The sequence below is a fragment of the Bacillus sp. MAG717A genome (genome assembly GCF_036884855.1).
Classification (GTDB): Bacteria; Bacillota; Bacilli; order Bacillales; family Bacillaceae; genus Bacillus; species Bacillus safensis.
The window spans coordinates 3315246-3337353 of sequence record NZ_CP145733.1 but is presented as its reverse complement, the minus strand read 5'-3'; the positions used below and the strand labels follow the sequence as shown (position 1 = coordinate 3337353).

20 protein-coding genes are annotated in these 22108 nt (G+C 40.7%); 2 read left to right on the top strand and 18 right to left on the bottom strand.

Going from position 1 to position 22108, the window contains the following annotated elements; translation table 11 throughout:
• The first annotated feature begins 109 nt into the window (after positions 1 to 109).
• Positions 110 to 877, top strand: a complete 768-nt coding sequence (locus V6Z54_RS17260; protein ID WP_338527531.1) for a pentapeptide repeat-containing protein — start codon at positions 110 to 112, stop codon at positions 875 to 877.
• A gap of 41 nt (positions 878 to 918) precedes the next feature.
• Here the strand turns inward: V6Z54_RS17260 and V6Z54_RS17255 are convergent, their stop codons facing one another.
• The 7 genes from V6Z54_RS17255 to V6Z54_RS17225 form a co-directional block, all read right to left on the bottom strand.
• Entirely contained in the window at positions 919 to 1341 is a 423-nt protein-coding gene (locus V6Z54_RS17255; RefSeq protein WP_041085177.1) for a cytidine deaminase, read from the bottom strand.
• A gap of 112 nt (positions 1342 to 1453) precedes the next feature.
• Positions 1454 to 1726, bottom strand: coding sequence for a DUF2651 family protein (locus tag V6Z54_RS17250; RefSeq protein ID WP_041085178.1), 273 nt, complete (start codon positions 1724 to 1726; stop codon positions 1454 to 1456).
• Between the two features lie 158 nt (positions 1727 to 1884).
• Positions 1885 to 2805: an alpha/beta hydrolase gene (locus V6Z54_RS17245; RefSeq protein ID WP_041085179.1), complete on the bottom strand. Its 921-nt coding sequence runs from the start codon at positions 2803 to 2805 to the stop codon at positions 1885 to 1887.
• Between the two features lie 29 nt (positions 2806 to 2834).
• Positions 2835 to 3236, bottom strand: coding sequence for a MerR family transcriptional regulator (locus V6Z54_RS17240; protein WP_039178999.1), 402 nt, complete (start codon positions 3234 to 3236; stop codon positions 2835 to 2837).
• Positions 3237 to 3392: 156 nt separating this feature from the next.
• The gene (locus V6Z54_RS17235; RefSeq protein ID WP_175297145.1) at positions 3393 to 4856 is read right to left on the bottom strand and encodes a family 1 glycosylhydrolase; all 1464 of its coding nucleotides are present in this window, start codon (positions 4854 to 4856) and stop codon (positions 3393 to 3395) included.
• A gap of 24 nt (positions 4857 to 4880) precedes the next feature.
• A complete protein-coding gene (locus V6Z54_RS17230; RefSeq protein ID WP_338527530.1) occupies positions 4881 to 6782 on the bottom strand; it encodes a beta-glucoside-specific PTS transporter subunit IIABC in 1902 nt (633 codons plus the stop codon).
• Positions 6783 to 6900: 118 nt separating this feature from the next.
• On the bottom strand, positions 6901 to 7743 hold the full coding sequence (locus tag V6Z54_RS17225) for a PRD domain-containing protein (protein WP_041085182.1): 843 nt from the start codon (positions 7741 to 7743) through the stop codon (positions 6901 to 6903).
• Positions 7744 to 8086: 343 nt separating this feature from the next.
• Here V6Z54_RS17225 and V6Z54_RS17220 point away from each other — a divergent pair, with 343 nt between their 5' ends.
• Positions 8087 to 8395: a DUF4870 domain-containing protein gene (locus V6Z54_RS17220; protein WP_041085183.1), complete on the top strand. Its 309-nt coding sequence runs from the start codon at positions 8087 to 8089 to the stop codon at positions 8393 to 8395.
• A gap of 56 nt (positions 8396 to 8451) precedes the next feature.
• On the opposite strand, the gene V6Z54_RS17215 is transcribed toward V6Z54_RS17220, so the two are convergent.
• The 11 genes from V6Z54_RS17215 to alsE all read right to left on the bottom strand — a co-directional run bounded on the left by V6Z54_RS17215 (position 8452) and on the right by alsE (position 22097).
• The gene (locus tag V6Z54_RS17215; RefSeq protein WP_218677477.1) at positions 8452 to 9855 is read right to left on the bottom strand and encodes a HAMP domain-containing sensor histidine kinase; all 1404 of its coding nucleotides are present in this window, start codon (positions 9853 to 9855) and stop codon (positions 8452 to 8454) included.
• A 2-nt stretch (positions 9856 to 9857) separates the two neighbouring features.
• Positions 9858 to 10565 (bottom strand): response regulator transcription factor, encoded by a 708-nt coding sequence (locus tag V6Z54_RS17210; protein ID WP_041085185.1) that lies wholly within the window; start codon positions 10563 to 10565, stop codon positions 9858 to 9860.
• 140 nt (positions 10566 to 10705) lie between these two features.
• On the bottom strand, positions 10706 to 11971 hold the full coding sequence (locus tag V6Z54_RS17205; RefSeq protein WP_041085186.1) for a glucuronoxylanase: 1266 nt from the start codon (positions 11969 to 11971) through the stop codon (positions 10706 to 10708).
• Between the two features lie 35 nt (positions 11972 to 12006).
• Positions 12007 to 13548, bottom strand: coding sequence for a glycoside hydrolase family 43 protein (locus V6Z54_RS17200; RefSeq protein ID WP_073979519.1), 1542 nt, complete (start codon positions 13546 to 13548; stop codon positions 12007 to 12009).
• A 225-nt stretch (positions 13549 to 13773) separates the two neighbouring features.
• Positions 13774 to 15234, bottom strand: a complete 1461-nt coding sequence (locus V6Z54_RS17195; RefSeq protein ID WP_064498531.1) for a CoA-acylating methylmalonate-semialdehyde dehydrogenase — start codon at positions 15232 to 15234, stop codon at positions 13774 to 13776.
• A 313-nt stretch (positions 15235 to 15547) separates the two neighbouring features.
• A complete protein-coding gene (locus V6Z54_RS17190) occupies positions 15548 to 16879 on the bottom strand; it encodes an alpha-glucosidase/alpha-galactosidase (RefSeq protein ID WP_041085189.1) in 1332 nt (443 codons plus the stop codon).
• 31 nt (positions 16880 to 16910) lie between these two features.
• The gene (locus V6Z54_RS17185) at positions 16911 to 17741 is read right to left on the bottom strand and encodes a carbohydrate ABC transporter permease (RefSeq protein WP_073979520.1); all 831 of its coding nucleotides are present in this window, start codon (positions 17739 to 17741) and stop codon (positions 16911 to 16913) included.
• A complete protein-coding gene (locus tag V6Z54_RS17180) occupies positions 17741 to 18673 on the bottom strand; it encodes a sugar ABC transporter permease (protein WP_075612386.1) in 933 nt (310 codons plus the stop codon). Before V6Z54_RS17180 ends, V6Z54_RS17185 begins: the two co-directional genes overlap by 1 nt.
• A gap of 30 nt (positions 18674 to 18703) precedes the next feature.
• Positions 18704 to 19960: an ABC transporter substrate-binding protein gene (locus V6Z54_RS17175; RefSeq protein WP_041085191.1), complete on the bottom strand. Its 1257-nt coding sequence runs from the start codon at positions 19958 to 19960 to the stop codon at positions 18704 to 18706.
• Between the two features lie 218 nt (positions 19961 to 20178).
• A complete protein-coding gene (locus V6Z54_RS17170) occupies positions 20179 to 21219 on the bottom strand; it encodes a LacI family DNA-binding transcriptional regulator (RefSeq protein WP_059375300.1) in 1041 nt (346 codons plus the stop codon).
• Positions 21220 to 21404: 185 nt separating this feature from the next.
• Positions 21405 to 22097, bottom strand: a complete 693-nt coding sequence (alsE, locus tag V6Z54_RS17165; RefSeq protein WP_041085193.1) for a D-allulose 6-phosphate 3-epimerase — start codon at positions 22095 to 22097, stop codon at positions 21405 to 21407.
• Positions 22098 to 22108 lie beyond the last annotated feature (11 nt).

Sequence of the window (22108 nt, the reverse complement as noted above, 5' to 3'; positions counted from 1 at the left end):
TTTGTGATATAATAACTTGTCAATGCCAACCGCTTAGTGAAACAGAAATGAACTTGCTGGAAGGTATTCATCCTTGTAAAAAATTCTGAAGAAAAGATAGGTGATCACAATGAGAAGGCTTGAGTCTGGTATGTCAGTAGACAATGAAATATTTTCTGATATTGTCAGGTATGAACACGAAACGATAAGCGGATCGACGATCAACAACTCGAATGTTCATTCACCTATATTTTGGAGCTGTCACCTGCGACATCTTATATTTAATACGTGTGATCTGACGAATGCGAGATTTTTTGCAGCTAGTACAGTTGAGCATAGTACTTTTATTCTTTCCGATTTGCGCTCTGTTGGGGTTGCTAGGGGCGAGGCTGTTTTTAAGAATTGCGAATTTTCCTCCTGTGATATGAGAGGAATGACATTGGAGAATGCTGTGTTTATCGACTGTACATTTTATCAATGTAGGTTTAATGACCGCATTTTACAAGCAGCGAATATTGTTCATTGTACCTTTACCGGTAAGCTAGTGGATATAACGTTTGAAGGAAATGGTAAACAAAAGCTGATCGCCAATTTTGAAAACTGCATTCTTGACGGTGTTCGCTTTATAGGCTGTGACCTGTCGCATTGTATTCCGCCAGCTTCCAAAAACCATCTATATGTTGAAAAGGTCTCCGCGCGTGTCAAACAGGCATTGCTGAAGATAAATCATGACCCTCATCTTTCTGACGAGGATCGGAAAGTACTGGTACGCAGCCTGCGCAAGCTTGAGCATATGGAACAATATATTTTTAACACGGTGCATATGGAGAAAATACATGGGGCTGATTTTGTGGAGCGATTTTTCAGTTATCTGGATTGTAACAAAGAGAACGCTTGATGCTTGCTGCGTCCCTCTTCCTGCTAAGTCTAGGTCGTACATCAACTTCGAGTATATTTGAGTGGAATCAGTTCCCCGATTTTCACTTTGACTAGTTCGCCATCTATTTCTAAGATGACAAAACATTCTGGTCCGAAATCTGAAATGAGCTCTCTGCAGATGCCACAAGGGCTTACGACCCTCAATCTTCTATCGTCTTCATCTGAATATGGATGCCGAACGGCAACAATTGTATCAAAATCTTTATATCCATTCGATAAAGCACTGCCAATTGCAATGGCTTCTGCACAAACCGTTACCCGTCCGATATACGCTTCTATATGAACAGCCGAGATCATTTCTCCTGTTTTCATGCGGATAGCGGCTCCTACATGGTGTTTATCCTCTTCATAAAGGCTCGTAATCTTCTTTTTTGCTTCGTCTATTAACTCTACATCTTTTGAAGTAAGATTAAATGTGTGCATGGTGTCCCCTTCGCCCTTCTATGCTCGTTTTGAATATACTGATCTATTATACCAAACTGAAGAAGAGTTGAATGGAACCAAAAAAAGCTGATTTTTGTGAATAGCTTTTTCGTTACGCTCTTTTATAGCGGGCATACATATAGCGAATGATTTTTGTGATGACAGAGGTACACATGCATAAAAAGGTCATCAACACGACCCAATACATATTTGACATGTCAAACCCAGTATAGGCAAATATGAAAATAGTGGAGGCGGCAAATGTGATGATAAGAACGATATAAACTCGCTTAAAGATGCAGTAGCCAACAATCCCCCAAATCAAAGATAATAAAGGCAATGTAAATAAGATCAGCGCCATAGGATGAAGAAAGAAAACACTCATCAAGTCACTCTCCTTTTTGAACCGGTGAAGAACCGAATATGTACCATATTAATAGGAAATTCGTGCGTTGTAAACAAAAAATGGAAAAAGACTGCTTTAAGTAAGCAGCCTATTTTTTCGAATATTTAAGTCAGAGCATTTTGATGTGTGAAAAAGACCTAACTATTTATCACCTGAATGATTTTTTCCTGAGCATCTTGTGCCTCAGGGATTGGCATGACAACAAACACATGCAACATTTCTGGATAAACAAAGGTTTTCATGTCAATTCCTTGTTCTGTTAGCTTTTCATCAAGCTTTAGTGCATCTGGATATAAAATATCATGTGTTCCAATAAAATGAGTGATCTTCCCAAGACCATGAAAGTCCCCATGAATTGGACTGATTAATGGGTCAGTTACCTTTTTATCTGCTGCCCACATTTTTGTAATGACATCTATTCCTTCTGGCGCTAGAATGGGATCTTTATCGGCATATTCAGATATAAGGGGATTGCTTAAACTCATATCAACACATGCAGATAATAAAATAATATCCTTCGGCTGCGGCAGACCTTCCATCTTTAAGAGATGCGCCAGGCCAAGTGAGATATTTCCGCCCGCTGAATCTCCCATAATTGTTAATTGATCGGTACTCTCAACCGTTTTTAGTATTTCTTTATATAGATTTAAGATTTTTGGATAGGTATCTTGGTAGCTATAATGAGGTAATTTAGGATATATAGGAGCGACCACTTTGGCATTAAGGGATTGAGCCATTTTATCCATGTACCACCAATGGAAATTAAGAGGCTGATTTACCCAAGCACCACCATGTATATAGAGAATCACCTTTTGCTTTTGCGACATTTGGTTATTCAATGTGAAAACCTGCATTCCTTCGAAAATTTGCTCCTTTATTTCACTCACTAATTTCACATCATCTCCGATTGCATAAGGCTTAATATTTTCTATTTGAGTTAGAAAGCTTTTGGTTTTTTCGACACTAGCAAAACTCTCTTTATTACTTTGGGACGTGAATAATGTTTCAAATTGAATACTTTCTTCAGAACGTTCTCCGTTAAAAATTTCGACACTCATTTTATTTTCTCTCCTTTAAGCAGATATGTTTATTCGTCATCCTCATTCATCACACGAAATGATTTGAGATACACTTGTACTTCTTTCTCAGGAGTCTTTAATAAGTTAGATAAAAGGTCTTGAATGAGGCGCAGGCTTTTAATTTTCTTTTCAATTTCTTCATGTTTATGTTTTACAATTCTTTTTAAAGTATCTAGTTCTATGTCTTGACTCAGCATTTCCAATATTTCTTTTATTTCCTTTAGTGAATAACCCAATGATTTGGCATCTTTGATCAATTGAATTTTCACAATGTAATCTTCTGTGTATAGTCTATAACCGTTCGAACGGCGTCTCGGGACAGGTAAAATGTTGTGTTCTTCATAGTAACGAATTGCGGCAGGGCTTATTCCAGTTTGTTTGGCAAGTTCACCTCTAGTCATCAACTCCATTGTTACTCCTTTTTCGTGATTTTGTTTTACTATAATTACATTATAAAGGTTGAACTATACTTCAAGGTCAAGAGATGTTTTCGTGAAAAATAAAACACCATCGCTTGAGCCCGTTAAGGCGCCCTGAGATGGTGTTTTTCATCATTCAATCTGCTTTTATAGGTCTTCTCCATTTGATGCAATTACATTTTTGTACCAGAAAAATGAATTTTTACGGTAACGATTCAGTGTACCATTTCCTAGGTCGTCTTGATCCACATAGATCAAACCATAGCGTTTAGTCATTTGAGATGTTCCGCAGCTGATTAAGTCAATACAGCCCCAAGGTGTGTATCCCATTAAGTCAACACCTTCTTTTACTGCTTCTTTCATCTGTTCAATATGTTTTTTCAAATAATCAATTCGATAATCATCGTGGATTTTTCCATCTTGTGTCAATGTATCTCTTGCGCCAAGTCCATTTTCACAAACAAATAAAGGCTTTTGGTATCTGTCATACAGTTTAATTAATGAAATGCGCAGACCCATTGGATCGATCGGCCAATCCCATTGTGATAATTCCAAGTGTTCATTTTTAATTGGGCTGTCAAACGTACCCGCTAGCTCAGCGGCATCTTCACGCGCTTCTGCTACGTGTGACATATAGTAGCTGATCGCAACAAAATCAACAGTGCCCTCTTTCAAAATTTGTTCATCCTGCTCTTCAATATCCAGCTTGATTTGATTATCAGCAAAGTATTTCACCATGTATGTTGGATATTCGCCTCTAGCTTGAACATCAGGATAGAACATATTCAATTGATTCGATTTAACTGCCTGCAGCTGATCCTCTGGTTTTGTTGTTTTTGCATAGGCTTCAATTTGGTTAATCATACAGCCAATTTGGACATCTGGAATGATTTCCTTCGCTGCCTTCACTGTTAATGCACTTGCCACAAATTGATGGTGAGACGCTTGGTAAGCAGCCTGTAATTTATGGTCTACTAAATCCTCTAAAATGCCAGCACCTGTATAAAGACTATTGAGGTTCATATTCATTTCATTAAACGTAATCCAATATTTCACTTTGTTTTTATATCTTTCTAAAATCGCACGTGCGTATTTTTCGAACAATGGGACAAGCTCTCTACTCATCCATCCATTATATTTCTCTGTTAAGGTAATCGGCATTTCATAATGAGACATCGTTACTAGCGGTTCAATTCCATATTTCGCACATTCATCAAATACTTTATCGTAAAAAGCTAACCCTTCTTCATTCGGCTTGTTCTCTAAACCTGTTGGAAAGATTCTTGCCCATGAGATGGACAAACGAAAGACTTTAAATCCCATTTCTGCAAACAGTGCGATATCTTCTTCATAACGATGATAAAAATCAATTCCGCGTCTTTTTGGGAAATCAAATGCATCAGGATTTTCCTTGTATTTGTTTAGTTCAGCTGAACTAACATCGAATGTAAAGTTGTTTACTTTTCCTTGTGCATAGGGATCTTTATATGCCGCGAAGTCTGAAGTTGAAAGCCCTTTCCCGCCTTCTAAATATGCGCCCTCTATTTGATTGGCAGCTGTTGCGCCACCCCATAGAAAATTATCTGAAAAACCTTTTTTTAATTCTTTCATTTCAATCATCCCTTCTATTTATGATTAATGAATGAGCATTAAGAGTTTATTTTCTCCTGCGTTGACATAAGAGTCACCTGTATGGATGACATCCAGGTACTTCGAGGAATTAGTGACGATAATAGGTGTCACGACATTTAATTCTTTTGATTGAATTCCTTCTATATCAAATGATAATAAATGATCCCCGATGTTGATTTCATCTCCTTCTTCCACCAACACCTCAAAGAATTGACCATTTAGGCTGACGGTATCAATCCCTACATGTATTAATAATTCAATCCCATCATCTGAAACCAAACCTATTGCATGTTTAGTAGGTGTAACGGTTACTACTTTTCCGGAAAACGGCGCTTGTACCACCCCCTTATCAGGCATAATCGCTACTCCCTTGCCCATCATTTCACTTGAGAAGACGGCGTCATTGACTTCAGATAAAGGGACGACCTGACCAGTTATAGGTGCTTGTACTTCATAAGGGTTTACTTGTCTGGCAGCTTGTTGATTGACTGCATTCTCTGGATTTTCAGATGACTTTTTCTGTTTTTTCGGCTGATCTTCATCTTTTGTAGCAGGTTCCTTGAAACCAAGGAACATAGTGACAAGCAGTGAGACCAAAAAGCTCAGCGCTATTCCAATTAAAGCGAGCTGGAAATTGTTTGTGCCTTTCATAATGTAGGTTGGCAGAGATGTAATACCTGGAATTGAAAATGCTGTCGTTTTGACTGAAAATAAACCATAAAAACATCCGCCAACTGCGCCGCCAATTAATGAAGCATAGAAAGGCTTTTTCAATCTCAGTGTGACTCCATAAATGGCTGGTTCTGTAATACCAAAGAAACTCGGAAGCAATGTTGATATTGCCAAAGACCTCGTTTCTACTCGTTTCGTGCGAATGATGACACCTAAAACTGCGCCTGCTTGTGCCATATTGGCAATAAAGTTCATCGGAAGCAGCATGACATCGTATCCAACTTTTTCAAAGCTGGCAAACGTGCTAGGGAAGAATGCGTAATGCATCCCAGTTAGCACAATTAAAGGCATGAGGCCTCCCATTAATAAACCTGCAATCGGTCCAGCAAAATGGAATAAAGAAGTGAAAAAGATCTCTAAATACTGACCGAAAACGTTTCCAATAGGCGCTATGAAAGCTAGTGTAAGAGGCGCTGTGATCATTAAGCTCAGTACCGGTGTAAATACGATGCTTAAGGATTTTGGAATGACTTTCGTTATCCACTTATCAATAAAGCTAAGTAGCAGTACTCCTAAAATAATCGGTAAAACGGAAGAAGTATAATTATTTAATGGAATACTCAATCCTAAAAAACTAAGTGGATCTGCCCCTTTTGCTGCCCCTTCCACCATCGTCGGATATAATAAAATCCCAGCGAGTGCCATCGCGAGAGATTCTCGTGTTTTAAATTTCTTCGCTGCAGAATAAGCAATGAGGAAAGGTAAAAAGTGAAAGACAGCATTTGAAAAGATTTGTAGTACAGCATAGGTAGAGCTTTTTTCCGTCAGCCAGCCTAAACTAACGAACAAGGCCATGATCCCTTTAATCAATCCACTACCAACAATCGCCGGCAAAATCGGTGTGAAAATTCCGCTAATGACATCGAATACGACTTCAATTGGATTCATTTTTGACGTATTTTTAGCAGTAGAAGAATCATTGCTGCTGTCACCAATCAATTGGTCGATTTCCTCATAGACTTCTGCAACTTTTGCTCCAATAATGACTTGGAATTGACCGCTTTGGAATTGCGCTCCGAGCACTCCATCTACTGTTTTCAGTTCATCTACTTTTACCTGTTTTTCATCGTTGATATTAAATCTCAGCCTCGTAATACAATGCCAGCTTTGAGATATATTGCCGGTTCCGCCGATTAATTTGATAATTTCTTGCGCCAATTCTTTGGTGTTCATGTCTTCACCCCTTCATTTTCACAAAAAAAACCTAAACAAAATCCACCATTAGAAAGACCATTCTTCTAAATGGAGATTTGTTTAGGTTAATGCTTTTTCATAACACGCCTAAAAGAAATCAAGTATTCTGTTGATGTTTCTTTGTGATTCTTTCAATATGAATGACTAGAAAAACAAGTTCGTCTTCTGTGACATTCCAATTAAATTCACGTTTTAACATTTCTTTAATAATCAAACCGCATGCATAGCTCTTCATATAACGATCCTGAATTAATTCTTTTAATGAATCATCCATCTGCTGAGGCGGTTGATTTGTTTCTTGTCTGACAATAAAATATCTCAAATGAGTGATAAACCTCGAATAATCTATCGATGATTTATCTAATACCATCTCGAAAATGTTTTGAATAATCTTAACGATTTCTTTCGTGAGATGGGTCATTTTGATCGTATCTCCCATAGACTGACCATCTATTTGAGCGTTTACAAAATGAAGGGCAATGAGTGAGGCTTCTGTATCTTCAAAAGTAATCCCCATCATTTTTTGAATAATTTTAAGTGCTTTTTTCCCAATTTGATATTCTTGAAAATATAGATGTGGAATTTCCCATACGATCGGGTTCTCATATTCCATTTTTTCTTGATGCCTTTGAATAGAAAAGGTAAGATGATCAGATAGCGAAAACAGCATGCTGGAACCTAATTTTTTATTCAACATCTCTTCGCCCATATGAATGATTTTTTCAGTTAATAAAAGAATATCTGTTGGGATAGCGGCAAGTTGAGATTCTAATGGAGACGTCTGATCAGAATAAAATGTCTTACTGACAGCGCTCTCATCAAGAGTATCACCTTTTTTCTTCTTAAAGCCTATTCCGGTACCAAAAACAACTACTTCATTTTGAGTGTCTGTTAGAGCTAATACGATATTATTGTTTAAAACTTTAACGACGGTGAACATCTTCATCCCACCTTACCTAAAACTGCTAAAAAAAGCATAAAAAAACACCAAAATCTCAGCAAACAACGTACAAATGTACAACATGTTTACCTGACTTGGTGGTGCCTGATGATATCAGTAACACTCCTGCATCGGTTACGACTTTATTGTAAACACAGGATAAACCAAAGTCAACTATTTTTTTCGGTAAAATAGATTTAAATACCTATATTATAGTATGTCGCTTATAAATTATTTTAAAAGGTAAATAAGTTTAAGGTTGCTGTAAGGTTCGGATTAATACAGGTTAAGGTTCAGGTAGTACAATGGGTTTGTAGTTAATAAATCATAGAGGTGAAACGTTGTGAAAGGAAATAAAGTCTTGTCTTCATTATGTTACTTCAGTATCTTTTTCGCACCATTTTTGTTCCCAATTATCGTCTATTTCTTAGGTCAGGACGACGTGAAATATCATGCGAAAAAATCATTATGGACGCATATTATTCCTTATTTGATTTTTGGTATTGGCATCCTTGGTTCAGGTTTACTTGGTATGAAAGATATCAGCCATGCGGGGCCTTTCTTAATTGCGACATATGCAGTAACATTCCTTGTTGCTATCTACTTCTTCATTTGGAACATTGTGAAAGGCATCAAAGTGTTTTCAGAATAAATAATAGATGAAAAAAACGGTTCTGTTGTTGATCAGAACCGTTTTTTTGTATGTTTTCATGCTGGTAGTTGGATATCAATTGTTGTTCCTTTCCCTACACTGCTGCGGATTGTGATATCCCCGTCGTGCTTGACGATAATATCCTTTGCAATGGCCATCCCAAGACCAGAGCCTGCATGCGAAACTTCTGTATTCGTCCCTCTGTAATAGCGGTCAAACACTTTTTCCAGCTCTGCCTCTTCTATTCCTCTGCCGTTGTCTTTAATCGTAATAAGGGTTTTTTCTTTTTGTTCAAGCTGTACAATGATCGTCACATCAGGATCATTGTGAACGAGGGCATTTAAAATCAGATTGGTGACCGCTCTTCGAATGAGGATTTTATCAATATTCAGCATGAGCTTGTCTTCATTCGTTTGAAGCTCAATCGTCTGATCGGCATATCTTGAATCGTTTAAAATATCGATTAACGTTTCCCGCAGCAGTGACACAATGTTGACCAGCTCTTTATTGAGCATGACGCCGTTATTTTTCAGCCTTGTTGTTAAATTTAGATCCTCCATGACATCTTTGATATACAATGATTTATTCTCAATGATGCCCGCGTAATGTCTAATGTCTTGCTTTGAAAGAGGATACTTTGGATCTTTCATGATTTCTGCATAGCCTTGAATAGAAGCTAGCGGCGTTTTGATATCATGTGAAATATGGCTGATCCATTCTTCCCGCATTTGCTCTAGTTTGTCTTTTTCTTTTTTGCTTGAAGCGAGCTGCTCTGATAAGTGATTGACATTATAGAAGACATCTTTATAAATTCCTTTAGCAGGCAGATTTGTCGTGTAATCTCCGTTTGCCAGCCGCTGGATGCTATGAATGGCACGGCCGAGCGGTTTTGTGAGCTGCCGGCTGAATAAGTAACCAATGAGTAACGCTATGATGGCATCAATTGATAATAAAATCATCGTCCCGATATTGAATCTTGTTACTAAGTCCTTCGTGTCAAACGAGAATAGGTATTTTCCGATGGAAGGGTCTTTAAATCCGATAAAGTAGCTGTATTCTTTGCCTTTTACTTTTTTTCCGCCAGCATAAATGGTCGATAATAATTGCTTATCTTTATATTTATGTAAGTTCACGATTTCTATCGGTGTATATTTGTTCTTTAATCCTTTAGGTGCCCGTGCATGATACACATCTTGGCCATTTTCGTCTAAAATTTGAATCCATGCATTCTGTTGTTTTAAGGCTTTCTGCCCTTCTTTGTTTACGGAAATTCCTTGATCAGAAAAAGAGACATATTGTTCAAATGATCTTGTGAAGGTTTCGGGTGTATTTTCCTCGTTATGCTGGCTGTTTGCCTGAAGTACGAGCCAAATCATAAATCCGAATAAGTTGATAAAGACCGTGATAATGGTCACGATAATGACAGAGACCATATACCTGCCTGTTAATCGCCATTTCATCTTTACGCATCCTTTACAACAAATTTATAACCAAGCCCTTTGACGGTGACGAGAAACTTTGGTGTTGACGGAGTATCCTCTATTTTTTCCCGAAGTCTTCGGATATGAACCATCACCGTATTGTCAGAACCGAAGAAGTCTTCCCCCCAAACGGTTTGATAAAGCGTTTCTTTACTGATGACGCGGTTCGGATGCTGCAAGAAGTAGGTCATCATCAGAAGCTCTTTTGGTGTGAGCTCAATGACCGCACCATTTTTAGTCAGTTCTGCTTGCTGCTCGTTTAACTCAAACGGCCCTTTTTTGATCACTGGATCGGCTTGAGTTGACTGCAAGTATGAGATCCGTCTCAGCTGCGCTTTCACCCTGTAGGCGACTTCCTTTGGGCTAAACGGTTTTGTAATATAGTCATCCCCGCCGATGGCAAGTCCCACAATTTTGTCTGATTCCTCTCCCTTTGCTGATAAAAAGATAATCGGAACATGGGAGGTCTCTCTGATTTGTCTGCAAATATCATAGCCTTCACCGTCTGGCAGCATAATATCAAGTATGACAAGGTCGGGTTGTTCTTGATGAAATTTTGCAAGCCCATCACGGGCAGTTGAAGCAGTTATGACGCGATCAATGCCTTCTCTTGTTAATACAGTGTTAATTAATTCCAAGATTTCTTTTTCGTCATCGATCATTAATACTTTGCTTTGAAGCTTTGGCATACATTGATCACTCTCCTGAAGTCATTGCCATTATTATACCCAATGTAAGTACAAAGTGAAAAAATCAACTTCCTATTTGCATAAAAAAAGCCAATTTTCTTTTGAAATGAGAAAATTGGCTTTTGGTGATTCAATTCATTTTAGCGTTTGACCACAAATGTTGTCACACTTTGAGCCGGGAGATGAGCCCAAAATTGATTACCTGATATATTTAAGTCTGTACCAGGCTGAAGGTTGCTGTTGCTGCTTGTGATCCATCTTGACGCTTGTGAAGCAGTTCCATTTTGCATCACAAAGTGCTGATTGACTCCTGTATTGTTTTTGTTAATCGCGACAATGACGACCTGATTGTTTCCTTTATAGGCTGATACGAAAACATTCGGTTCAGGACTTTTCGTTGCATCAATTCTGACGTATCCTGGGCGTACAAACTTGGAGAAATGCGCCATGTTATAACCGCGTTTGCTGATCAGGCCATCTTCTTTCATAGGACCGTAGGATCTGCGGATGTACCACCAAACATATGCCTGAAAGTCCCCCTCTACCATCGAATGGTGAATATGCTCTGAAACTCCTAATGCTTCAGGCCAGCGGTCCGCTGAATTGTTATCGCTATTCGGGTAGTAGACCTCTGTCATCCAAAGCTCCTTTCCCCCTCCTTTTTGTTTGAAAAGAGGATATGGAAGCTGGCTGATTTGGGTTCCGTACAAATGGGCTCCGAGAATGTCCATGTTTCCAAGCGCCTGCGGATCGTTTAGGATAGGATCTGATATATTTTTAAGGTATTGAAAGGATTCTGGCGCGATCACGCGGGCATTAATGGAGCCAGCATTTTCTCTCATGAAACGCAGGATTTCCTGAGGAGTCCACCATGTCCATTCGTGTGCATAATCGGGCTCATTTTGTACAGATATAGCATAGAGATTGACGCCATTATTTTTCATATACGTCACAAAATCGTTCAGATGCTGAGCATATGCGGCGTATTGATTGTATCTGAGCCGCTTTGCAGATGTACCATTCCGGTTGAATGTCTCTACCATATTGCTTGGAGGATTCCAAGGTGAAGCGATCACCAAAGCTCCATGCTCTATTGCTCTTTTGGCAGTTGCGACCTCTCTGTGCCAATTATTTCTGTTCTCATCTACAAAAATTCTTAGAATGGAAAATCCTAATTGATTCTGTCCATTGCCAAAGGCGGTTTCCCTTTGAGGTGCGGTCAAATCACCAATCCAAGCCGGATGGTTCATTCCACCAAAGCCGCGAATCACTTGTCTTTCCGCATTGATATTAATATTGGCATCTGCTGCTGAAACCTCAGTGACGCCAGGTCCGATAAACATGACAGACAGCATAGTGAAGCAGATCAATAAAGTACAGATTGGTTTTTTGATCATTGACATCAAATTCGTCCACTCTCCTATCATCTTGTCTTTCCTAGTTACCTTTGAGTAAACTGCCATGAATCAAATTGAAATAGGTTTGCACCTGTTCCAGTAAAGACAAAAAATACGTTGTGCACGCCTGCTGCTCCGTTTACTGCCGTTTCTACTTCTCGCCAGTTATTTGTTCCCCCTGTGGAAGGGACATTCAGTGTTCCGACGAGTCTGCCGTCAGGACTTCCGAGGCGTACTTCTATTTTCCCGCCTGCATTTGATGCTACATTCGCTTTAAATGTTCTCGCACCGTTTGATCCGAAATCGACGTTACTGACAGCCACCCAATCTCCGTTTTGAATGTTTGTGACATGCTGGTTATTGACCGGTCCGCCTGGAGCTGAAGATGCCTCTGTTAAAATGCGTCCATTCCAAGCAAATGTTTCAGCTTCTACACGCTGATAAGGATTCAGATTGGAAAGCTGTTTAACCCCTTCAAAATTGGCTGCGACCTCTCGAAGGGAACCGTCACCATTATGCACAAGCTTATTAATATGCGGAGATCTGTAGCCTTTTCCTGATCCGTATAAAGCAGAGCTGACCGTTTGGGTATGATACACGACATACCACTCATTTTTAAAATTGAACACAGCATGATGGTTGTTACCGCCTCCCCCGAAAAATGCACCCGGATTTTTCAGGAAGTGCCCTCTATACGTGAAGGGACCCATCGGACTTGAGCTCGTCATATAACCGATCTCACCAGGTGGTTTATCTGCTGGGTGGGAGCCGCCAAAGTTGATGCAATAGGAATAGTAATAGGTTCCGTTATACTTATGCATCCCCGAATCTTCAAACATAAAAGGAGCATCAATGGTTGATGCGCTGCCTACCACACTTGTCATATCAGGTCCTAGTTTTAGAACTCTTGCTGTTTTAGGATTCGCCCATTGTCCCTGCGTTGGATTAGAACCGCCTGGAACACCTCCGCCGGCATATAGATAACCAGTGCCGTCATCATCTACAAAAACGGCAGGATCAAAAAGCCATACAACCCCGGACATCCCTGGTGTATTTGGCGTGACGAGTGCTTTTCCGATAGGATCTGTCCATGGACCGATGGGGGAGTCTGCTGTCAGAACGCCAATCCCTCCGCCGCTGTTCGCGAAATAAAGGAAAAATTTATCCTTCCCATTGATTTTTTTCACCGCTGCTGATGGAGCCCAGGAAGCACCTGCCCATTTGGCAATTCCTTTGCCGCCATTTGCTCCATTTGCCCCAGCTACTGGAATCGCGCCATGATCTGTCCAGTTCACCATATCTGCTGAAGAGATGACAAAGACCCTATTCAAATTGGCAAAAGAATTATCCTTAATCGTTCCGTTGCTGTGATATTCATAGTCATCACTCGACATATAAATGTACACTCTTCCGTTATAGGTGAGCGCAAATGGATCAGCGCCCAAGTGGTGGTCTATGAGCGGGTTGGCATTTCCTACACGTTTTGCAATTGTTGTGCTTGCCGCACTCGCATCATATACCGGTAAAAAGCTCAGTACCAAAGCAAGAATCAATAAACCAACGCCGCACTTCATCCTCGTCCTCATCGTTTCATTTCCTCCTGTTTTCATCTTCCTAATATTGGGGTTTAGGCCCAATTTCAAAATATGTTGAGAGGTACTGATGAAGAATGAATATAAAGAATGATTTCTAGTGTAAATCCTTGCAGTAATCATGATGAAAACCCTTACTTTTTGACTAGAAGACAACAAAAAATGCAGTCTCCCATGCTGGGGCTGCATTTTTTCTTCTTATGATTCATTGCATATAGCTTACATATAACGAGCGGTGACCATTTTCTTTCTTGTGTAAAACTCCACTCCGTCTGTTCCATTGGCATGCAAGTCCCCGTAGAAAGAATCCTTCCAGCCGGAAAACGGGAAGAATGCCATTGGTGCGGGTACACCGATGTTTACACCGAGCATGCCCGCTTCGATGTTTTCGCGAAACTCTCTTATGCTTGATGCACTGTCCGTATACAGACAGGCACCATTCGCAAATTTTGATTGATTGGACAGGTCGATGGCTTCTGCTAATGAAGAAACACGGACAATTGATAAGACTGGGGCGAAAATCTCGTCCTGCCAAATTTTCATTTGATTTGTGACATGATCAAAGATCGTCGGTCCGACGAAATACCCTTCTCCATTTGTTTCGTGGTCTTGCCGGCCATCACGAATGAGGCTTGCTCCTTCTTCAATCCCTGACTGGATGTATTGAAGCGTTCGTTCTTTATGTTCCTTTCGAATGACTGGTCCAAGAAAGACGTCTTCATTAATCCCGTTTCCAATGACGAGCTCGTTTGATTCATCCACTAATTTTTGAATCAACTCATCAGCCACTTCTTCTTCCACTGCGACAACGGCTGCAGCCATGCAGCGCTCTCCTGCTGATCCAAAGGCAGCCCCGATGATTTGTTTCGTTGCCGCGTCTAAATCCGCATCTTTAAGGACAATGGAGTGATTTTTTGCGCCTGCAAGTGCTTGGACACGTTTGCCATGCTCCGTTCCTTTTTTATAGACATATTCAGCGACTGGCTGAGAGCCGACAAATGATATGGCTTTGACCTTTTGATGTTCAAGCAGGCCGTTGACGACATCGTGAGCTCCATTGACGATGTTGAGAACACCTTTTGGAAGACCCGCTTCTTCAAACAGCTCAGCTAACCGTGCCGCAAGAATAGGAGTTCGTTCTGAAGGTTTTAAAACAAATGTATTTCCGCAGGCAATGGCAAGCGGGAACATCCAGCATGGAACCATCATTGGAAAGTTAAATGGCGTAATGCCGCCGATGACGCCAATGGGATAGCGGTACATGCCTGATTCAAGTCCAGTCGCAATATCTGGCAGCTGTTTTCCCATCATTAACGTCGGTGCGCCCGCAGCAAATTCCACACATTCAATCCCGCGCTGCACTTCTCCTTTTGCCTCTGTTACACTTTTTCCGTTTTCAATCGTTACGAGTTCAGCCAGCTCATCCCAGTTCTCAACGAGTAACTGCTGGTATTTAAATAAAATGCGTGCACGCCGGGGAACAGCAGTTTTAGACCAAGTAGTAAACGCTTCCTGTGCTGCTTGTACCGCACGTTCAACATCTGTTTTTGTTGAAAGCGGCACTTCCGCGATGATTTCGCCAGTAGCTGGGTTATACACTGATTCTGTTTGACTTGTTTCTGCCTCAATCCATTGTCCGCCAATATAATTTTTCAACATTTGTACATCTGTTTTGGTCATGTTCCCTCTCTCCTCTTTGTTAAAGAATGTCATGCTTAAAGGGTGTGTATGTATCGTCATTGTCTCATCTAACGGGCATTCATCTGTATACACTCTTTGTCAAATCAAACGGCAGTTTTGGTTTACGTTGTGATCATCTGGTTTGTTTGTGACATATGACACGAGAATGCCAAAAATTCATGATGTTTTTTGGTTAACTGTTGGTTAACTTCAGAAAAATCATAATATGAAAATGGCCCTCAGTCAATCCTCTTTTTGCTTCATAAGAAAAACCTGATGCGCTGTGCATCAGGTAGAGGCTGGTTCATTGATATTATTTGGTTGATGCGGCATATTGATTTGGTTCTATATAATTTGGCAGCATCTCTCCATGTGCTTCAATGAGTTCATCACATAATTTAATGGTGTCATCAATTGATAATTCAGCGCTTGTGTGTGGATCCAGAAGAGCCGCTTGATAAATGTGTTCTTTTTTACCGCTGATTGCTGCTTCAATGGTCATCAGCTGTGAGCTGATATTCGTTCGATTGAGTCCAGCCAATTGTTCAGGTATTTCTCCGACATAGCATGGCATGATGCCGCTTCGATCTGCGACACATGGTACTTCTACACAGGCTTTTTCAGGCAGGTTGTCAATGAGCCCGCCAGTGTTTAGAACATTTCCGCCAAATTTAAAGGGAACGTTCGTTTCGATCGCTTCAATGATACGTGAACCATATTCTTTAGAGCGGGTATGTGTGATCTGTGTGTTTCCTACAAGGTCATGCTTCATTGTATTCCAATTGTTGATTTGTTCCTCGCAGCGTCTCGGGTATTCATCAAGCGGAATGTTAAACTGACCGATTAGTTCAGGGTAGCGTGATTTGATGAAATATGGATGGTATTCGGCATTGTGCTCTGAGGATTCTGTGACATAGTAGCCGAATTTATCCATTAGTTCAAAACGAACCATATCATGATGCCGCAATTGCTGCTTTTCTTTTGCTCGTCTTTTGATTTCTGGATACAAGTCTTTACCATCCCGTTTTACCTCTAATAACCATGCCATATGGTTAATGCCGGCGATTTTTTCTTCAATGCCTTCATGTTTCATTTCAAGAGATTCAAATAGGTCCTTTGTACACACCTGCACACTATGACAGAGACCAACTGTTTGAACCTGAGTATAGCGCAGCATTGCACCTGTCAATGTGGCCATAGGGTTTGTGTAATTTAACAATAAAGCACTTGGGCAAACCTCTTCCATATCCTTTGCAAAGTCAAGCATGACAGGAATGGTTCGAAGGGAACGGAAGATGCCACCGATCCCTACCGTATCTGCAATCGTTTGTCTTAATCCATATTTTTTAGGTATTTCAAAATCAATGATTGTACTTGGCCTATAGCCTCCAACTTGGATGGCATTGATGACATATTTCGCATCCTTTAAGGCTTCTTTCCGGTTTTGATAGGACTGGATGGTCACATTTGCACCGTAATTTGCTTTTAAATGCCGTAGCATCGTTTCTGATTCTTTCAGCCGGTTGTGGTCGATATCATATAATGCGAATTCAAAGCCTGCAAGGGCGGGAACAAACAGACAATCTCCTAATATATTTTTAGCAAACACGGTACTCCCTGCACCGATAAATGTAATTTTAGACATAGACGACTCTCCTTTTTACATCCATATTGGGCTAGCCTTTGATAGACCCTTGTGAAAGCCCTGCGATAAAATATTTTTGTAAAAGTAAAAACATCGTAACCATTGGCAGCATCGCAATGAGGGCAGCTGCACCAACGAGCTGGAGCTGATGCTGATTTTGACCAAAAAAATGGGATAAGGCGACCGTGAGTGTATGCATCTCTTTATCTTGCAAAAAGAAGATAGCAAATTGATAGTCGTTCCAAATATACACGCAGGCAATGATTAATACAGAAGCGGTAATGGGCTTCAGAAGCGGAAAAACGACAGTGAAAAAAACTCTGAGTGTCCCTGCTCCATCAATACGGGCAGCTTCTTCAAGCTCCTTTGGAATTGTCGACCGGATAAAGCCTGCGTATAAGAAAATCGTCAGCGGCAAAAAAGCAGCCACATTATTTAAAATAGCAATTTGATAGGTGTTCATCATCCCGATTTGAACGACCATTTTATAGAGCGGGACAAGGGCTGTGAGCGGCGGAATGACCATAATGGCAATAAATAAAACATAGACTGCTTTATTCAGCTTGGTGTTCCTTCTTGCAAGCGGATAGGCTGCAAGAGATCCAAACATAATGAGCAATACAGCAGAGCTGAACGTAATGATCACTGTATTCAAAAAGGACTGGCCAAGCTGAGCCTCTGTCCATGCTGTGCGGAAGTTTTCAAGATGCAGCGCTTTTGGAAACAGCCATTTTGAACTAAAATCTCCTATCCCCTTTAATGATGTTGTCACCAAAATATAAAATGGAATGAGGTGCAGCAATGTGATCAATAGTGCTAGGACGGAGTACCATCTTTTCTTGCGTTTATAGGCGTTATCCATCACACCTCGGTCTCCTTTCGTTTGAAATAAATCAGCGCTGCGACACTAATGACAAGGATGATGAGCGCCATGAAAACCCCTTGCGTCGCTGCATAGCCTGCATCCTGACGCTTGAAATACAGATCATACATAAAGGTCGACATAGATTGGGAGGAATCTCCAGGACCGCCGCCTGTGAGTGCTACAATGACATCAAAGAGCTTGAGCCCGCCAATGACATTTAGCACAACATTAATGGTGATCGACGGCATAAGCAGTGGCAATGTGATCCGTCTGAATTGCTCGAGGCTCGATGCCCCGTCTAATTGTGCCGCTTCGTAATAATCCTTAGGAATACTTTGAAGTCCTGCTAAATAAATGATCATCGCAATCCCAACGAATTGATATGTGTTGACGAGCACAATGATCCATGTGTTTAATTGCGGGTTGCCGAGCGCATTCATTTGATCAAATCCCAAAAGCGTCACCACATCATTTAAAGCACCGCCTTGGTAAGCAAACACAAAATACCAAATATAGCCCATCGCAATCGGGCTGATCATGACAGGTAAATAGATGACCGTTCTTGTGATGGCTTTCATCTTTAAGCTTTGATTTAATAAGAGCGCATATCCAAGTCCGATGATATTTTGTAAGATGGTGCTCCCAATTCCATAGAAAAGCGTGTTTTTGACAACAAGCCATGTCGCTTGATCATGAAGCAGCCGCTCATATTGCTCAAGACCAATCCATTGATAAGTTTGTGAGAAACCGTTCCAATTCGTAAAAGAAAGCTGAATGCCGTTCAAAAAGGGATAAATGATAAAGGTACTGACGACGAGAACAGCTGGCATGTACATCCACCAAAGTGATGAATTGTGGCGTTTTTGTATCTTTTGTTTTGGTAAAGAGGTGAATGCGGCTGGCTGCTTTGCTTTTGTGATGTCATTCATTGGCTTCACTCCTGTTTCAGCATCCATCAGCTATTGTTTTTTCAGACGCTTATATTCCTCTTCCATTTTCTTTGACAACTGTTCTGGTGTGATGGAGCCTGCTAATAATTCTTGCCCCGTTGTTGCCATGACCGCCCACATTCCGCTTGGTAAGTATTTTCGATCGAAATACGGTTCAATCTTCACCTGTTTGTATTGATCGTAAAATGTAGAGTAATAGTTTTTCGCTTTCACTTGTTTTAGAGCTGTTTCAGAGGATGTACCCTCTGCGATTTTTTTTGCGTTTTCAGGCTTTGCTAAAAAATCGATGAATTGCTTTGCTTCTTTTAGATGCTTAGAGTCTTTCCAAGCAGCGACAGTAAACCGTTCTCCTCCAATCCAGCTTTGATCATCTCCCTCATGAATGGCTGGAACAGGCATCGTGCCTACTTTGATCGATGAATTCAGCTCTGTTGCTTCAGGTCCTAGGGATCCTCCGACAAAGGTGAAGGCGATTTTGTTTTGCGCCATGAGTTCCGGTGCTTGAGAGAGTTTCGCTGTCAGGACATCCTTGTTTAAAAGGTCTTGATCCTTCAAATCTTTCATGAATTGTGCAAGCGGTGTATAAAGAGACCAATCAAATGATCCGTTTTCAAGTTCCTTTCCGTATTGATGCTTTTGATCGGTGATTAATAAAGGCGTCGCCAGCTCATCAAAGACTTGGGCAATATTTGAGTTATCTCCTCCTGGTATCCAGAGCGGCACAACATCTCCTTTGCTTTTTTCTTTCACTGTCAGCAAAGCCGATTTTAGTTCATCAAGTGTTCTAGGAACTTCAATGCCATATTCCTTTAATAGATTGGCATTAAAGCTAAGCCCGTCTTTTGCTTGATTCAGTGGATAAGCGTACACTTTGCCATCTTGGTCCTTTAAAATTTGGTCGAGTGAAGGATCAAGATGTTTGACCCAATCCATCTCTTTTAAATCAGCCACATACTCGCTATAGCGCAGTTTGGCCCAGCCATGTGTATCAAAAAGATCTGGCATATCGTTTGCCCCCATTTTGACGCGGATCATATCTTCATAGCTGTTGCCTGGGAAATTGGCATCGATTCGAATGTGTTGATGCTCCTTTTCAAACTCACGAATCACTTCTTCAAACGCTTTTCTTTCCCCGCTGTTGCTCATCGTTGAAAATAGCGTCAAGGTGACCTTTCCATTTGCTTCAGAAGAGCCGTTATTGCCGCAAGCAGACAAAATCATGGTCAAGAAAATGGCTGCAGTCAGCAGCATGATTTTTTTATTCATGGTTTCCTCCTTTTGATCACTGAAAATTCAGACGATAATCGGTAGAATTCATGCAGTTGCGGAAACAAAAGAAGTCCATTATACTGGAATCCTATTCTTTTCAAAGAGATAAGAGAGCATACCGGCAGGCTGCCTTGTTCTTAGCATGATCTGGCCATCATGCTAAGCAGCTTGTTTTCTGCTTTTTTGTCTCTTTTTTATTTGCTGAAATCTATGGTTCACCCCCTTTCATGGATGAGACATGTACTGCCTCGCTCGATGAGTGTTGTTGGCACGACGACTTTTAGAGGAAGTTTTCTTCCGTTTATTCTCTCAAGCAAAAGCTTCAGACCAACTTCCCCCATTTCTTCTGTATATACTTTGACGGTCGTAAGCGGCGGGCTTGAAAATGATGCGGCTTCAATGTCATTAAACCCAACAATGGATACATCTGAAGGAACGTGTAGGCCGGCTTCATGGAGAGCGCGCATTGCCCCGATTGCCATAGAGTCACTTCCAATGAAAAAGGCTTGCGGCAGTTTTCCCTTTTTGATAGCTTGCTGCATAAGCGAATAGCCTTCTTGCATGGAGTATTCACCAATGTGGATGTCTTCCATATGAAGAGCGCCCGCTTCCTGCATTCTTTTCATAAACGTCGTTTGTCTTTCGTCCTCAATCACAGCATTGCCTTCGAAATAATGCTCTCGCTCTTTCCCGCCAATATAGCCTAGATGTGAATAGCCAAGAGATTGCAGATGACGAATGGCGCGATCTGCCGCTCTGACAAAATCCACATGTACACAATCATACAAATCTTCATCTGCATAATGATTGATAAAAACAATGTGTTCCATTCGATTTGTCATTTTTTCAACCGTATCGGGGCTGATTCGTCCAATGACGATCAAGCCGTCAATATCCTTTAGCATCGCCCCTTTATCCATGCTTCTTAGGCGAAAGGTATGGAGAGTAGACAGGCCTTGTTTGGCATATTCTTTTTCAATTCCTTTTCGAATCGATGAAAAAAAGGGATCATTTAATTCTTCGTCAATGGATTGAGCGACAACGATACCGATGACTGGGGATTCAGATGGGCTTTTTTCTTCTGCTTGATCGGCTTTTCTTGCTCTCACTGGGGTATAGTTTAACTTCTTAGCAATGTCGAGGATGTTTTGTCTCGTTGCATGTGAAACGGCAAGTGTTTGATCGCCATTTAACACACGGGATACAGTGGAAACGGACACTTTTGCATCATGAGCAATATCTTTGAGTGTGGTCATAGGCAAACTCCTCATCGTTATTTGACTAAATATTTACTAAAGATATTTGAAGGATAACATATTAATGAAGCGTTTTCAATTGTAGATTTGCGATTTTTATTTTGTTTTTGGGTAAGTTTTGGTGAGTAAATATTGTTTTAGTAAAATTGCGTAAAAAAAGAGGATGGGTTTCATCCTCTCTTTTACTAACGTGATTCGATTGAAGCTGTTTCTTTTGCAAATATTTGCTTCATTGTTTCCCAAGCAGTGTCGAGTTGTTTATGAAGTCCAAATAAACCTGAGGTGCCGATGATGTAGATCTCATTTCCAGCCTCAGCAAGTAGCCGGAACGTGCTCTCATTACAAGAGCCGTCTACTTCAATTGAAAACGAGTATCCTCCATGTTTTTTGATATCTTTCACCTGTTTAATTTTCTGAAGCATTTCTTTAATAAAAGGCTGTCCGGCAAAGCCTGGATCGATCGTCATGATCGTCACTCGGTCTATTAAATGAATAAAGGAATCTAATGCTGCAACTGGTGTGGCGGGGTTTAAAACAAAGCCAACCTCACATTTTCTTTGGTGAATATGCCGGATGATTCGAAAGGCATCTTTCTGCACGACTTCTGGGTGTAAACAAATCATCGTTGCGCCTGCATCAATACACGCATCGATTAAAAATTCCTGGGGGTGTTCAGCCATTAGATGAACATCAATCGGTAAATTTGTCAGTTTCCGAAGCTGTTCAATGAAAAAGGGTGATAACGTCATATTCTTCACATAATGCCCATCCATTACATCGACATGGTACCGGTCTGCTCTCGTGTTGAGAAGATGAATTTGTTCACGGAAGTGCGTGAGATCCATGCACATCAGTGAAGGTGAAAAAGTGGCTGTCAATCTCAGTCTCC